Here is a 12,592-nt window from a genome sequence, read left to right on the forward strand (position 1 = left end):
ACAGGCGGGGCGACACCGGGAGCGCCGGTGGCCGGGATGAGCGCGGGGAAGCGGGGCAGGCGGCGGAGGTCAGCCGGCCGCGGACGAGCTCGTCAGGCCTGACAGAAGCAGCTGGTCGAGCGCTTCAGATCGATATGGCGTCGACGCGCGAGGCGGGAGAACACCGTGGCGACGGCGAAGGAGGCGCTGAGTTCACCACCGTGCCGCATACCGGTCCTCCCCGTCTCCGGCCCCGGAAACGGGGCCACGCGCTTGCGGGATCCTCAGTGATCCCGCCGGGCTTTCACCTGGAGCACCCCACCGCGCGGGAGGGTTGCCGGTCAGCAAGCCAGGGCTGGACGCTGACACTCAATGCCGATCGTGATCGTACGGAGCGGTCTTGTCGTACGTCAATGCCGGAACGTCGGCTCAGCTCAGGGGTGCGGGTCTGCAATCAGTTCATGAGCGCCCGCACTTGGCGGTGACCGGCCTCTCCGCGAGACCAGATGTGCGTCAGGCGGCGCGGGTTCTCGCGGTCCCAGGTGTCGTGGTCCATGACGGCGACAGCGTCCGACAGCCGCCACCGCGAGGAACTCCATGAGGCGTGGGGGACTTCCACCAGGCCGTCGAGGAGTGCGATGGCCGCTGTCGCGAGCGTGCCCACGGGCCAGGGCTTCCATGTCGCGACGGTGTCGGTGAGGGCGTGTGATTCGATCAGATGCAGGAGGGACGGTGCGACGGGGAGGTAGGGACTGCTGCCGTCGACGTCGGTGCCCACACTGCCGTCGGTGTGGATCAGGTCCCGGCACGGCTTCGACACCCGCTCCCCGGTCCATGCGAAGTACCAGCCGTCTCTTCCGGGGTCCTGCCATGCTCGCGTCTTCATGCCGAGGTGGTCGTACTCCCACCTTCGGACGGACTCGTACCGCTCCCCGGCCACCACCCGGCTGCGGCGTACCTCGTACCGCAGGCCCGCGAACTTCTGCTCGAAACCCTCGCATCGGATGAGGAGCTCCAGCGGGGCGGGCACGAGCTTCCCCGCATGATCGTGCACCTGCCAGAGCTCCATCGGCAGCCCGAACCGGACGGGGCGCTCACGCCGGCCCGTCCGGTGAAGGAAATCCCGTGCGCGCGGCGAGAGCTCGGACGGGTCTTCCAGGAGGTGCATGCTGGACTTCATTTCCCAGGAAGGTACGGCTGGCGGGCGAGGAGGCGGTCAGTTGAAGGCGTCGGTCATGCAGTCCCTCCGGCAGTCCGCGGCCTCGAAGCGTCGGCGGAGGGCCGCGGCTGCCTCTTCGCGTCCCACGGAGTCGTATCCGTAGTGCCGGCACGCCGTCCTGCGCACGTCACCGACGGTGACGATGGCAGGCTCGCCCTGTGCGGCCTGGCGGCGCGCCTCGGCGATCGCCATGTCCGCGGCACGCAGCAGGTTCCGGGAACGGTCCCGGGTCACGGCCGCCCGGGCCCGCTCCGCGGAGAGGGGGCGGAGGACCCGCCCGCGCCAGAGGGAACCTGCGACGACGAGAACGAGGCCGAGTGCTATGAACAGGACTCCGCCGGGGTCGTGGGGCATAGGGGCAGTCTCCACCATCTCACGCCCGGTCCGGCAGCGGGTCTCGCTCAGTACGGGTCAGGAGATGGCCCGGAGGGCGCTGTGGTGTCGGCGTCGGTGACGGAGTTGTTCGACGGCCGCGGCGGTCTCGTCGTCCGCGGGGAGAAGGATGGTCAACTGCTGGTCGTCCGCAGGGAGTTCGAGGGTTTCCCGCAGCAGCCGAAGCTCGTGTCCGGCTGGGTGGTTGACCCGGAGGATCCCGCGTTGCGGAACGACGTGCCGGTTCAGACGGCGGGTCAGTTCGGGGCCGGCGAGAGGCGCGAGTTGCGTGGTGAACCACTCGGAGCTCGCCGCGGAGGGGGCGAGCCACAGGTCGAAGGCCTGCTCGTCGGCGATGTCGTCCCAGTCGGCGAAGAACGTGCGGGCGCGGGAGTCGGTGAAGACGTAACGGGTGAGGTTCGGGGCTTCGCCGTCGAGCAGTCCGCTGCCCTTCGTCACCGACTCGTACGCGGGGGTGTGGGCGAGGATGTCACCCAGCCGGTTGGTCACCACGGCGATGCCCGGTTCGAGGAGACGGAGTGTCTGCTGCACGGCGTCTCGCACGTGCCGGGGCGGGGGTGCGGGTGGCGCGTGCACGATGCATTCTCCGCCGGAGATCTTTGTGAGATAGCGCAGGTGGGCGCGCTCGGAGGGGGAGAGGCTGAGGGCGTCGGCGAGCGCGTTGACCACCGCCACCGAGGGATTGCGGTCACGGCCCTGCTCGATGCGGGTCAGATATTCGACGCTGATGCCCGCACGCGACGCGAGATCCGTGCGGCGCAGTCCCGGTGAGCGGCGGCGGCCCCGATCCGGCAGCCCGAGTGTCCCGGGCTGGACACTGTCACGCTTGCTCCGGATGAAGTCCCCCAACGGCGTACCCATGCCTTGAGGATAGGGCGGGGCGGGGCGGACAGGACGCGGAGAGCTGAGGGTGGCCCTGCGGGGGCCAGCCTGAGCTCGGCCTGGCTGTCGCTGAGGGCCGCCCCGATGGTGGTGGGCATGGACAACAACACGCACAAGCTGGTGGTCATCGTCGCGAGCGTCCGCGAGGGGCGGTTCGGCCCGGTGGTGGCCTCCTGGTTCGCCGAACAGGCGGACCTGCACGGCGGTTTCGACGTCGATGTCGTCGATCTGGCCGACGTCGAGATCCCGCTGTCCCTGCCCGCGGCATCGCCGAAGTACGCCGGTGACGACTACCCTCGCCCGGCCGGGATGCGGCCACTGACCTCGGCGCTGGAGAGCGCGGACGCGTTCGTCCTCGTCACCCCCGAGTACAACCACAGCTACCCCGCCTCCCTGAAGGCGGCCATCGACTGGCACTTCACCCAGTGGACGGCCAAGCCTGTCGCCTTCGTCAGCTACGGCGGCGCGGCGGGCGGCCGCCACGCGGTCCTGCACCTGGAGAACGTGCTCACCGAACTGCACGCGGTGACGATCCGCGACGGACTCGCCTTCCCCAACTACTTCACGGCATGGCACGACGACCGCCCGCTCGACCCCGAGACCCCCGGCTACGCCAAGACACTGCTCGACCAGCTGGCCTGGTGGGCGGGCGCCCTCAAGTCGGCACGCGAGGTGACCCCCTACCCGGCATGAGCAGGCGGATCCGCTCCGGGAAATGAGAGTCCCGGACCCCCTGCTATCGTGCGCCGATGTCAGCGATCAAGAAGTTCCAAGTCACCTTCGACTGTGCCGAACCCGAGCGTGTGGCTCGCTTCTGGTGTGAGGTGTTGGGATACGTCGTGCCGCCGCCACCGGAGGGGTTCGCCACGTGGGGCGACTTCGATCGGTCTCTGCCGCCGGAGCGGCAGGGCGCGTCGTTCGCCTGCGGTGATCCCTCGGGTGTGGGCCCGCGGCTGTACTTCCAGCGCGTCCCCGAAGGCAAGGTCGTCAAGAACCGGGTGCATCTCGATGTGCGAGTCGGCACCGGGCTCGTGGGCGAAGAACGCCTCGCCACCCTCGAAGCCGAGTGCACACGACTCCTTGCGCTCGGCGCGACTCGCGTGCAACTGCTGCGTGCCGATGGCGTCAACGAGTCATGCATCGTGATGCAGGACGTCGAGGGCAACGAGTTCTGTCTCGACTGAGCATCCTGGGCTCTGCTCAGCGCGGGGCATCGCCGCGGTCGGACACGGCGTCGGTGCAGCACTCGTCTGCTTGTAGGCCGACGCCGTATTGAAGCCGTCGTGCGGTTTGCACGAGGGGCGCCAGCGGATCCTTCTTGAAGGGGTGCTTGCTCCGCCAGGTCTGGCGGAGTCGTACCCAGGACGCCAGAACGCTCATGGTCCCGAGGTGTTGCCCCGACGTGGGAGAACACCCGTTCCAGAAGTGAACATGGCGAAGGTAATCGCCACGGTTCGCCACCCCTTCCGCTCAGTAGAAATATCTACCAGCATGAATGTGCCGGGTCCGGCCATCCCGGATGTGGGGGAGTACGTCCCGCTTGCGCGGGCAAATGGATCCCGGAGGACAGCATGCGAACCGTCTCTCGGCAGGCCATCGAATGGCTGTCGGCAGCAGCGACCGACCCGCGGGAGTGCAAGAGGCAGTGGCACAGTGAGGGCGGGACCGCGGTGTTGGGCTGTGGCCGGTTCTGGGACGTGCTGAGCGTGCCGGAGGAGTTGGCCGTGCCGGCCCTGGACGCTCTGCTGGGCATCCCGCAACCGCCCGGGCCGGCGCTGGTGGACACCGCCGCCCGCCGGGTGGCCTTCTTCCTGCCACCGGACCCGGAGGGCCGCTGGATCGGCTCGGGCATCCGCTATGCGGGCAAGGGCGCATGGGTCGCGGTGCCCGCCCCGCACCGAGCGGCCGGACGGCTGCGCTGGCTGGTGCCGCCCGACGGCAGCGGTGCACTGTTCGTTCCCGTGGCGGTGGAACTGGCCCTGCAACTGGCACTTGGACGGCTGGCCGCCCAGGAACGGACCAAGCGGCGCTGTCCCACCTGCGGGGCACGGGTCCCCGGACCACCCGGCCGGGACGGCGGTCGGACCGTGTGACACCGACTCGTTGCCGCGGGGAACCCGGTGCGGCGATCCGCTCACCATCGTGCGCCGCCGTCAGTGTGCGGACGCCCGGTCGGCACCGGACGCGCCGGTCAGGACACCTGCGCGCTCCCAGCGGGCCGGGCCGGGCGGCGTGCTGAGCTGTGCCGTGACAGCGGGGCTCAGGGCCGTCAGCAGCATCCACTGCGGATCCCGCGTACCCGGAAGCGTCCGGCCTCCGGCCCGCCACTCCCTGACGAGCGCGGCATAGATGGGCGGGTCCGCATGAGGCGGCGGGGCCGGATCGGCGTGCGGGGCGTGCCGAGCCTGGTCTTCGAGGCCGAGGCGGCCGGTGGTGGCGGTGCGATTCATGTCCGTGCAACGTGCCCGCGTACGCGGGTGGTACGGGCTGGTCCCGCTGTGGCTCGATCGGGTGAGGCCGGGTCCGTCGTTCGGGGCCATGTGGTAGTCGTACCAGATCACTGGCGGGGGTGTGAGGGCTGGACTGCTCCCCGTTCACAGTGAGTTCGCAGCGCTGGGTGCCGAACTCACTGTGAACGGGGGGTCTGAGGGTCGGTCAGCGGGGCTGGGCCAGTTGGGCGGCGAGGAGATGGGAGTCCAGCAGAGTGGTGTCGGCGGTACGGGCGGCTCTGGCGTAGCCGGTGAGCATCCGTTTGGTCAGCACGAGGGCCTGGGGGGAGCGACGGGCGAGGGGTTTGGTCCAGGTGGTGATGGTGTCGTCCAGTTCGTCGAGCGGGGCGACCTTGTGCAGGAGGCCGAGGCGATGGGCGGTGTGGGCGTCGAAGTCGTCGCAGGTGAGCATGAGTTCACGGATCCGGGCGGCGCCGGCCTCGGTGATCAGACGGCCCATGGCGCCGCCCCAGGCGGGTGCGAGTCCGAGGCCGACCTCCGGCATGCGGAAGTGGCTGGTGTCCGCGCCCGCGCGGAGGTCGCAGTAGGCGGCGAGCGCGAGGCCGGCGCCGATCACCTTGCCGTGGAGCCGGGCGATGGTGATGACGTGGGTGTCCTCCAGTGCCTGGCACACGCGGTGGGCCTTGTCCGCGATACGTCGCAGGGTGGCCCCGGTGGGGTCGGTGGCCAGGGCGTCCTGGTACTCCCGGCGGTCGGCTCCCAGGCAGAAGTCGTTGCCCAGGGAGGAGAGCACCAGGATGCGGATGTCGGGCTGGTCGTGGAGGTTGTCGAGGACGGCGATGAGGGCGTCCAGGACCGTGGCGCTCAGGATGTCGTCCTGTGCGGAGGGGTTGAGCCGGACGTGGAGGACGGGTCCGGTTCGACTGAGGGCCAGGGGAGCGGGTAGGGGGGAGGGGTCGGGGGTGTGCGCGGTTTCCCGGTCGGAGGCGGCGGACACGGGAGCGGGGGCGGTTGGCGGGTTCATGCCAGTGTTACATCCAGGTTCAGCAGGCGCCTGAACGCCACCCGGGGGGCCGACGCGGGGCGGCGGGCCAGGGTGAGTCTCGGCAGGCGGGTGATCATTCGGCGGAGCAGGGTCTGCGCTTCCAGCCGGGCCAGCGGTGCTCCGAGGCAGTAGTGGATGCCCCAGCTGAAGGCCAGGTGGCTCGGGTTGCGGTGCGGGTCGAACGAGTCGGGGTCGGTGAACCGGGCGGGGTCGCGGTGGGCGGCGCCCACGAGGAGGTGGACCATCTCGCCGGCCCCGACCTCGGTGCCGTCCAGGATGGTGTCCTGGGCGGCCACGCGGCTGATCACGTGGGTGGGAGGGTCGTAGCGCAAGGACTCCTCCACGAACGAGGGCACGAGGTCCGGCTGTTGGGCGAGCAGACTCCAGCGGTCGGGGTCCTCGACGAGCAGGAGAGTCATCGTCGACAGCAGGGTCGCGGTGGTTTCCAGGGCCGCCAGCAGGACGAACAGGGCGAGGAAGTAGACCGCCTCGTCGGCCTTGTCCTGGTCCGGTTCGAGTCCGTCCCAGGTGCGTATCCACTGGGAGACGGGGTCGTCGCCCGGACGTTTTCGCCGTTCGCGCACCAGGCCGAGGAAGTAGGTGCGCAGTTCGGCCATGGCGGCGTCGGAACGGGCCAGTTGGCTGGCGTTGGGGAGGAGCTCCTGGGTGAAGACCTGGTCGTGGGTCAGTTCACGCAGGCGGGGCCAGTCGGCGCTCGGCAGCCCGAGCCAGTCGCCGATGGTGGCGACGGGAAGTTCCTCGCTCACCAGCGCCGCGAAGTCGGCCTCCCCCGCCCGCAGGCGTTCGTCGAGCGTGTCGAGGAGCCGGTCGACCACATGACTCACCCGGCGACCGATCTGGTCGATGCTGCCGCGGTCGAAGGTGCCCGCCGACCGGCGTACTCGGGTGTGCTCCGGGGGGTTGAGGGCGGGCAGGGTGCGGCTGATCTCCCGGGAGGAGGGGGCGCTCCAGCGGGTGCGTGCGCCCTGCCGCTCTCGCCATGCGGTGTCCGGCTCGAGCCAGGTACCGCTGCGCAGCACCTGCTCACAGGTCGCGTAGCTGCTGACGAGTAAACCGCCCCAGGGCGCGGGGCTGACCTCGCCGCGCGCCCTGAGCTCCGCGTAGATGGGGAACGGGTCGGCCTGTCCTTCGGCCGTCCGAAGACGGGAGAACAGGGAAATGGTCGCCCGACGGTCCGAGGACGGAGTCGCGAGACTTCCCACGATGACGGCTCCTTTCTGCCAGCCGCCATCCGTACCCGTGGGATGCTTGAAGCATCCAATAACACAGTGTTCTCGTAGGGTTACTTACGTCACTCGCCATTCACCCAGGCCCGGAAACGGCTGAACAGACCGCCCTTGGGGCGCGGTGCGGCGTGGGACGCCCGGCCTGCCGAGACGGGCTGCGGGACGGGGCCGGTCGAGTGCGCCGCCTGAACCGAGGACGGTGCCGCGGGCCTGGTCCGGGCCGCGGGCGCCACGGTGCGGGGCGTGTACCGGATGGGCACGGTGACCAGCGAACGGCTCCACGGCGTCGCCACCCAGGCGAGCTCCTTGAAGGGAACGCGCATCTCGACATCGGGCAGCCGATTGAGGAGGGACTCCACGGCGGTGGCCGCGATCATGAACGCCGGGTCCTTGGCGGGGCACGCGTGGGGGCCGGCGCCGAAGGCGAGATGGGCCTTGGAGCTGAGCTGTTCACGGTGCTCGGTCAGTTTGGGATCGGTGTTGGCCGCCGCGAAGGAGATCAGGACCGGGTCGCCCGCCCGCAGGGTCCGGCCTCCCAACTCGACGTCCTGGGTGGGGTAGTGGGCCGCGTAGTTGGCGATCGGGGCGTAGTTCCACAGCGTCTTCACGACCGCGTCCTCGGCGGGCAGGCCGCTCGGCCAGTCGTCGCTGAGGTACAGCGCGGCGCTGGTGCCGATCGAGGCCGACAGGGGAGCGGTGCCGCCGGAGAGCAGGGTCACGAGCTGGTGCAGCACCTCCTCGTCGCTCAGCCGGGCGGAATGCACCATCAGCCGGGTGGTGAGGTCCTCACCGGGCTCCCGGCGCTTGAGGGCGATCAGTTCGGCGAGGGCGCCGCCCAGGATCTCGTCGGCACCCGGGGTGCCCTGGAAGATGCCGGTGATCCCGGCGATGACGCGGTCGCCGAGTTCCGGGGGGCAGCCGAACAGGTCGCCGAAGACCAGCAGGGGCAACGGCTGGGCGTAGGCCGCCATCAGCTCGGCCTGGCCGAGCGCCTCGGAGCTGAAACGGCTGATCAGATAGTCGGCCGACTGCTGGGTCAGCCTGACGAGCCGCCCCTGGTCGACGGTGGCGAGGCTGTCCGTGACCGCCTGCCGCAGCCGGGCGTGCGCGGCGCCGTCGCTGAACAGGGCGTTGGGACGGTAGCCCATCATGGGCAGGGCCGGGCTGTCCTGCGGTACCCGCCCTTCGTTGAGGGCGTTCCAGCGGCGCGAGTCCCGCACGAACAGGGTCGGGTTCTGCAGGATGTACAGGCTCGCGTCGTAACTGGTCACCAGCTCGACCTCGACGTCCGGCGCGATGTCGACGGGGGCGCTTGGGCCCGTGGAGCGCAGCTGGTCGTAGGTGCGCTCAGGGTCGGAGCCGAAGTCGGGCCCGTACATCGCGACGTTGCCGTGTGCGGGGCAACCGGCCGGTATCCCGGTCGGCTCGAAGGGCTGTTGCATGGTGGGCTCCTAGCCGAGTGAGGACAAGAGGTGCTTCACGAGCGTGATGAGGGCCTGCATCGAGGAGTCCTGGTCACGGACGTCGCAGTCGATGACCGGTGTCTCCTCGGAGATGTTGAGTGCCTCGCACACTTCGGACAGGGGGAAGTGGTTCTTGCCGTCGAAGGTGTTGACCCCGATGACGTAGGGCAGTCCGAAGGCTTCGACCAGGTCCAGGATCGGGAAGGTCTCCTCCAGCCGCTCGGGGTCCACCAGGACCAGCGCGCCCAGCGCTCCCCGCGACAGGCCCTCCCACATCTGCTTGAACCGTTCCTGCCCGGGGGTTCCGAAGATGTAGAGGACCAGGTCCTCGCTGAGGGTCAGCCGCCCGAAGTCCATCGCCACGGTCGTGGTCGTCTTGTCCGGGGTCTCGGAGAGGTCGTCGAGGCCTTCACTGGCCTCGGTTATCTCCTCTTCGGTCTGCAGCGGCTCGATCTCGGAGACGCTTCCGATGTATGTGGTCTTCCCGACCGCGAAGTGGCCCACGACCAGGACTTTCACGGAGCGGGAGACGTCGGGATCCAGATACAAGGTGGTTACGCTCCGGTTCGAATTCGCATCAGGCCGTCGAGCACGGCGGTGAGCAGGACGGGGTCATGGCGCTCGGCGTGCGGCACCGGGTTGCGCACATGAATCAGGCCGTCCTCGGCCATCTGAGCCAGCAGGATGCGCACGATGCCCAGGGGCAGTCGTGTGTGGGCGGCGACCTCGGCGACCGAGAGGTAGCCGTCCGCGATCAGGTCCATGACCATTCGGGATTCCGGAGCCAGGGTGCGGGCCGTGGCCGAGGCGCCCTCCTGGGCCGTGATCATCGTGGTGTGCTCGTACTCGCTGTCCCGGGGCAGGGCACGTCCCCCCGCGACGATGAAGAGGGGGACTAAGGGGGCCGTCAGCTCGAGCTCACCGGACGGGTCGTCATGCATCGCTGGCCCTCTCTCCCTGCGCGACCGTCCGCGAGAGCGCGGGCATCGCGTCACTCAGATGTGCGGTGAAGTCCTCGATGTCGCAGTCGTGCTCGGCCGCCGCCGCCAGGAAGTCGCCGTCGCCGGCCGCGATCAGGAAGATCCAGCCGTGCTGGAACTCGATGACCGTCTGGCTCCACTCGTCGTCGTGCGCCCCGCCCGCGAACGGCGCGGTGGCCCGGCTGTAGGCGTGGATGCCCGTCATGGCCGCCGAGATGGTGTCCGCGAGGTCCCTGCCGATCCCCGTGCTGGCCCCGCGCGGCAGACCGTTCGCACCGAGCAGCAGGGCGTGCAGGGCGCCCGGTACCGAAGCCACGGCCTTGTCCAGTTCGCCGAGCACGGTGACCGACCTGTCCGCCTCGTCGCGCAGGGCCTCGGCGTTCTCCCCGTACTGCTCGGCGTCCCGGGCGTTCACCCGCGGCGGGGCGGTGAGGTTGTTGCCCAGCCGGGCGACCAGCCGGTTCATACGGAAGCTGAGCTGCTCCATGTCCACGTCGGGCTCCGCGGCGGCAGCCAGGTAGGCACCCTGGCCGGCCCCGATCAGGAACACCCAGCCGTGCTGGAACTCGATCACGGTCTGGATCCACGCCCGGTCCTGCGAGGTCCCGGCGAAGTGGGCGGTGGCCCGGCTGAGCGACTGCATCCCGGCCATGGCCGCGGAGATGGTGCGCACGTCCTGGCCGGTCAGGCCGTCCGTGGCCCCGCGCGGAATGCCGTCCGCGGACAGCACCACGGCGTGCCGTGCCCTGGGCACGTTGTCCACGATGTCCTGGACCATCCACGACAGGTCTGTCGTACTCATGCGTTGTCAGACCCTCCGGGCGTCGGGGTGTCCAGAGCGGCCACATCGCGCGCGGTCTGCGTGCCGCGCTGCAGAGCGGCCAGGCTGCCGGCGCCGCGCCGGACGGGTCGCCTGGCGGGCTGCTCCGCCGCACCGGAGTTGCCGTTGGGCGACGTGCGGGCGCCGCGCTTCGGCAGGCCGCCCGCCGTACGAGCAGTCTCCACCGACACCGGCCGGATGCTGCTCACAGGCGCCTCGGTGGCCGGCGGCAGGGCCTCCTCCATGGTCCACAGCTCCTCGGGCAGCAGGACGACGGCGCGGACGCCGCCGTATCGGGAGACGCCGGTGACGTCCACCTTGAAGCCGTGCTGGCGGGCGATCAGACCGACCACCGGGAAGCCGAACTTCGGCTGGGTGCCCAGCTGGGACAGCCGGGGGATGTCGTCACCGGACAGCAGCGCGCTCGCCCGCTGACGCTCCTCATCGCCCATGCCGACACCGGCGTCGTCGATGACGATGCACAGGTTCTTCTGGGCCTGCCGGAACGTGACCTCGATCGGGGCGTCCGCCTGGGAGAAGCTGGCGGCGTTGTCGAGCAGTTCCGCGACGGCCAGGGCGACCGGCGCGACGGCGGAGGCCTTCAGTGCGATGCCGCTCGGCTGCATGATCTCGACCCGCTGGAAGTTGCGGATCTGGCTCTGTGCGCTGCGGACGACGTCGTAGACGCTGGCAGGCTGGTTGCGACGCCCCAGAGGGGCACCGCACATGACCGCGATACCCTGCGCCTTGCGGGCCATCTGTGCGTTGGCGTGGGTGATGTCCATCAGATCGGCCAGGACCGCGTGGCCGCCGTACTCGCGCTGGACCCCGTCCAGCAGCGTCGTCTGCTCGGCCGCCAGGCTCTGCAGGAAGCGCGCGGCGCCCTTGAGGACCGCCTTGGTGTTCTCCTCGGCAGCCTGCTCCGCCTCCCGGATGACACCGTCCTGCTCATTCCGCATCCTGGCCAACTCGCTTTGCGCGCGGCCCAGTTCATCCTGGCTGAACTGCAGCCGCGTCTCCAGAGCGGCCTCGGACTCCCTCTTCCTCCTCGTCAGGCCTCTGCTTCGGAGCACGAGTGCCACGACGGCGGCTATAGCTATCACCGCTATCGCAACCAGGCACCAAAGAAGCACGTCTTGAGTCATGGAAACCTTTCCCGGTGCGTGGCATGCAGGCGTCGACAAATACAGCTCGCAAGGGTCCGCGACCCGTCCAGGGGGACTGCACGGCTGATGTGGGCGAACTCGCCGCGTTCAGGTTCAAGGCCTGACCAAAAGTGGATCAAGGTCGCAGACGGCGGAATGCTATCACCGTCAATCGCACTGCCGGAGGCCACCCCTCCGGGTTGAATCGCGGTCAACAAGCCTGTCATGTATGGGCCGTTGACGAGGCGCCAGATACCGGAGGCCGGCCCGCCCGGTCCTGCCCGGTTCGGATGGGGGAGGGCCGGCCGGGTGGGCTCAGGCGTGCAGGGTGGGCCGGTAGATGAGCTCTTGGATGTGCCCGTCCAGGATCCGGCTCTCGATGAGTTCGAGGTCGAAGTCGGCCGCGCCCTGGAAGATCGGGCTTGCCCCGGTCCGACCGCTGATCACGGGAAAGAGCGTCACCTGGACCCGGTCGACGAGACCGGCGGCCATCAGTGCCCGGTTCATCGACAGGCTGCCGTGCGAGCGCAACGCCACCTCGGACTCCTCCTTGAGCCGGGCGACGACGTCGACGGCGTCACCGCTGACGAGGGTCGCGTCCGGCCAGTGAAGGGGTCCTTCGAGCGTCGTCGACACCACGGTGGTGGGCAGGTTCCTCATCCGGGTGTTCACAGGGTCACTCACCTCGGACTCCTCACTGCTCGGGCCCAGAATCTGCGCGAACAGCCGAAAGGTGTTCGCCCCGAGGACCAGCCGCTGCTCCTCGCTGTACAGGGCGAGACGGCGGTCGAGGAACTCGGCACCCTGCTTGCCCCAGTAGCCGCCCCAGCCGCCGTCGCTGTTGTAGGAGCCGTAGCCGTCGAGGGTGGAGAAGACGTCGACGGTGTAGGTGGCGGTCATGATGCTCTCCCTGAGTGCGCTTGGTCGGGTGTCGGAGTGGAGACCGCCGATCGGGGCGAGACTCATCGC

At 69.7% G+C, this 12,592-nt stretch carries 16 protein-coding genes and 1 riboswitch; of the genes, 3 read left to right on the plus strand and 13 right to left on the minus strand.

Features of this window, described 5'->3' with window-relative positions; genetic code table 11:
• Positions 1-92: 92 nt before the first annotated feature.
• The 4 genes from QF037_RS51145 to QF037_RS43260 form a co-directional block, all read right to left on the minus strand.
• Positions 93-209: a putative leader peptide gene (locus QF037_RS51145; protein WP_373463886.1), complete on the minus strand. Its 117-nt coding sequence runs from the start codon at positions 207-209 to the stop codon at positions 93-95.
• A 34-nt stretch (positions 210-243) separates the two neighbouring features.
• Positions 244-356, minus strand: a riboswitch (SAM riboswitch).
• Positions 357-433: 77 nt separating this feature from the next.
• Entirely contained in the window at positions 434-1,159 is a 726-nt protein-coding gene (locus QF037_RS43250) for a hypothetical protein (protein WP_307035028.1), read from the minus strand.
• 36 nt (positions 1,160-1,195) lie between these two features.
• The gene (locus QF037_RS43255; RefSeq protein ID WP_307035030.1) at positions 1,196-1,552 is read right to left on the minus strand and encodes a hypothetical protein; all 357 of its coding nucleotides are present in this window, start codon (positions 1,550-1,552) and stop codon (positions 1,196-1,198) included.
• Positions 1,553-1,609: 57 nt separating this feature from the next.
• Positions 1,610-2,452, minus strand: a complete 843-nt coding sequence (locus QF037_RS43260) for a helix-turn-helix domain-containing protein (RefSeq protein WP_307035031.1) — start codon at positions 2,450-2,452, stop codon at positions 1,610-1,612.
• A 117-nt stretch (positions 2,453-2,569) separates the two neighbouring features.
• Between QF037_RS43260 and QF037_RS43265 the strand changes: the two genes are divergently transcribed.
• The 3 genes from QF037_RS43265 (at position 2,570) to QF037_RS43275 (ending at position 4,566) form a co-directional block, all read left to right on the plus strand.
• Entirely contained in the window at positions 2,570-3,166 is a 597-nt protein-coding gene (locus QF037_RS43265) for an NADPH-dependent FMN reductase (protein WP_307035033.1), read from the plus strand.
• 56 nt (positions 3,167-3,222) lie between these two features.
• Positions 3,223-3,657: a VOC family protein gene (locus tag QF037_RS43270; RefSeq protein WP_266897285.1), complete on the plus strand. Its 435-nt coding sequence runs from the start codon at positions 3,223-3,225 to the stop codon at positions 3,655-3,657.
• 387 nt (positions 3,658-4,044) lie between these two features.
• Positions 4,045-4,566: a bifunctional DNA primase/polymerase gene (locus QF037_RS43275; protein ID WP_307035035.1), complete on the plus strand. Its 522-nt coding sequence runs from the start codon at positions 4,045-4,047 to the stop codon at positions 4,564-4,566.
• Between the two features lie 60 nt (positions 4,567-4,626).
• Here the strand turns inward: QF037_RS43275 and QF037_RS43280 are convergent, their stop codons facing one another.
• From QF037_RS43280 to QF037_RS43320, 9 genes are all read right to left on the minus strand, one after another.
• Positions 4,627-4,923, minus strand: coding sequence for a hypothetical protein (locus QF037_RS43280; RefSeq protein ID WP_307035036.1), 297 nt, complete (start codon positions 4,921-4,923; stop codon positions 4,627-4,629).
• Positions 4,924-5,128: 205 nt separating this feature from the next.
• The gene (locus tag QF037_RS43285) at positions 5,129-5,947 is read right to left on the minus strand and encodes an enoyl-CoA hydratase/isomerase family protein (protein ID WP_307035038.1); all 819 of its coding nucleotides are present in this window, start codon (positions 5,945-5,947) and stop codon (positions 5,129-5,131) included.
• The gene (locus QF037_RS43290; protein ID WP_307035040.1) at positions 5,944-7,191 is read right to left on the minus strand and encodes a cytochrome P450; all 1,248 of its coding nucleotides are present in this window, start codon (positions 7,189-7,191) and stop codon (positions 5,944-5,946) included. Before QF037_RS43290 ends, QF037_RS43285 begins: the two co-directional genes overlap by 4 nt.
• An 89-nt stretch (positions 7,192-7,280) precedes the next feature.
• Positions 7,281-8,657 carry a cytochrome P450 gene (locus QF037_RS43295; protein ID WP_307035043.1) on the minus strand — a complete coding sequence of 459 codons (1,377 nt, stop codon included), beginning with the start codon at positions 8,655-8,657 and terminating at the stop codon, positions 7,281-7,283.
• Positions 8,658-8,666: 9 nt separating this feature from the next.
• Positions 8,667-9,227, minus strand: coding sequence for a GTP-binding protein (locus QF037_RS43300; RefSeq protein WP_171145029.1), 561 nt, complete (start codon positions 9,225-9,227; stop codon positions 8,667-8,669).
• Between the two features lie 5 nt (positions 9,228-9,232).
• On the minus strand, positions 9,233-9,619 hold the full coding sequence (locus QF037_RS43305) for a DUF742 domain-containing protein (protein WP_307035045.1): 387 nt from the start codon (positions 9,617-9,619) through the stop codon (positions 9,233-9,235).
• Entirely contained in the window at positions 9,612-10,436 is an 825-nt protein-coding gene (locus QF037_RS43310) for a roadblock/LC7 domain-containing protein (RefSeq protein ID WP_307037669.1), read from the minus strand. Before QF037_RS43310 ends, QF037_RS43305 begins: the two co-directional genes overlap by 8 nt.
• A gap of 20 nt (positions 10,437-10,456) precedes the next feature.
• Positions 10,457-11,623, minus strand: a complete 1,167-nt coding sequence (locus tag QF037_RS43315) for an ATP-binding protein (RefSeq protein WP_307035047.1) — start codon at positions 11,621-11,623, stop codon at positions 10,457-10,459.
• 315 nt (positions 11,624-11,938) lie between these two features.
• Complete coding sequence (locus QF037_RS43320; protein ID WP_307035049.1) at positions 11,939-12,523, minus strand: dihydrofolate reductase family protein; 585 nt, start codon at positions 12,521-12,523, stop codon at positions 11,939-11,941.
• Between the last annotated feature and the right edge of the window lie 69 nt (positions 12,524-12,592).

Origin of the sequence: Streptomyces canus (assembly GCF_030815415.1) — a bacterium.
Taxonomy (GTDB): domain Bacteria; phylum Actinomycetota; class Actinomycetes; order Streptomycetales; family Streptomycetaceae; genus Streptomyces; species Streptomyces canus_F.

Excerpts from the sequence above, each read along its gene's own strand:
- QF037_RS51145 (WP_373463886.1), bottom strand. The coding sequence starts at position 209 with ATGCGGCACGGTGGTGAACTCAGCGCCTCCTTCGCCGTCGCCACGGTG.
- QF037_RS43250 (WP_307035028.1), bottom strand. The coding sequence starts at position 1,159 with ATGAAGTCCAGCATGCACCTCCTGGAAGACCCGTCCGAGCTCTCGCCG.
- QF037_RS43255 (WP_307035030.1), bottom strand. The coding sequence starts at position 1,552 with ATGCCCCACGACCCCGGCGGAGTCCTGTTCATAGCACTCGGCCTCGTT.
- QF037_RS43260 (WP_307035031.1), bottom strand. The coding sequence starts at position 2,452 with ATGGGTACGCCGTTGGGGGACTTCATCCGGAGCAAGCGTGACAGTGTC.
- QF037_RS43265 (WP_307035033.1), top strand. The coding sequence starts at position 2,570 with ATGGACAACAACACGCACAAGCTGGTGGTCATCGTCGCGAGCGTCCGC.
- QF037_RS43270 (WP_266897285.1), top strand. The coding sequence starts at position 3,223 with ATGTCAGCGATCAAGAAGTTCCAAGTCACCTTCGACTGTGCCGAACCC.
- QF037_RS43275 (WP_307035035.1), top strand. The coding sequence starts at position 4,045 with ATGCGAACCGTCTCTCGGCAGGCCATCGAATGGCTGTCGGCAGCAGCG.
- QF037_RS43280 (WP_307035036.1), bottom strand. The coding sequence starts at position 4,923 with ATGAATCGCACCGCCACCACCGGCCGCCTCGGCCTCGAAGACCAGGCT.
- QF037_RS43285 (WP_307035038.1), bottom strand. The coding sequence starts at position 5,947 with ATGAACCCGCCAACCGCCCCCGCTCCCGTGTCCGCCGCCTCCGACCGG.
- QF037_RS43295 (WP_307035043.1), bottom strand. The coding sequence starts at position 8,657 with ATGCAACAGCCCTTCGAGCCGACCGGGATACCGGCCGGTTGCCCCGCA.
- QF037_RS43305 (WP_307035045.1), bottom strand. The coding sequence starts at position 9,619 with ATGCATGACGACCCGTCCGGTGAGCTCGAGCTGACGGCCCCCTTAGTC.
- QF037_RS43310 (WP_307037669.1), bottom strand. The coding sequence starts at position 10,436 with ATGGTCCAGGACATCGTGGACAACGTGCCCAGGGCACGGCACGCCGTG.
- QF037_RS43315 (WP_307035047.1), bottom strand. The coding sequence starts at position 11,623 with ATGACTCAAGACGTGCTTCTTTGGTGCCTGGTTGCGATAGCGGTGATA.
- QF037_RS43320 (WP_307035049.1), bottom strand. The coding sequence starts at position 12,523 with ATGACCGCCACCTACACCGTCGACGTCTTCTCCACCCTCGACGGCTAC.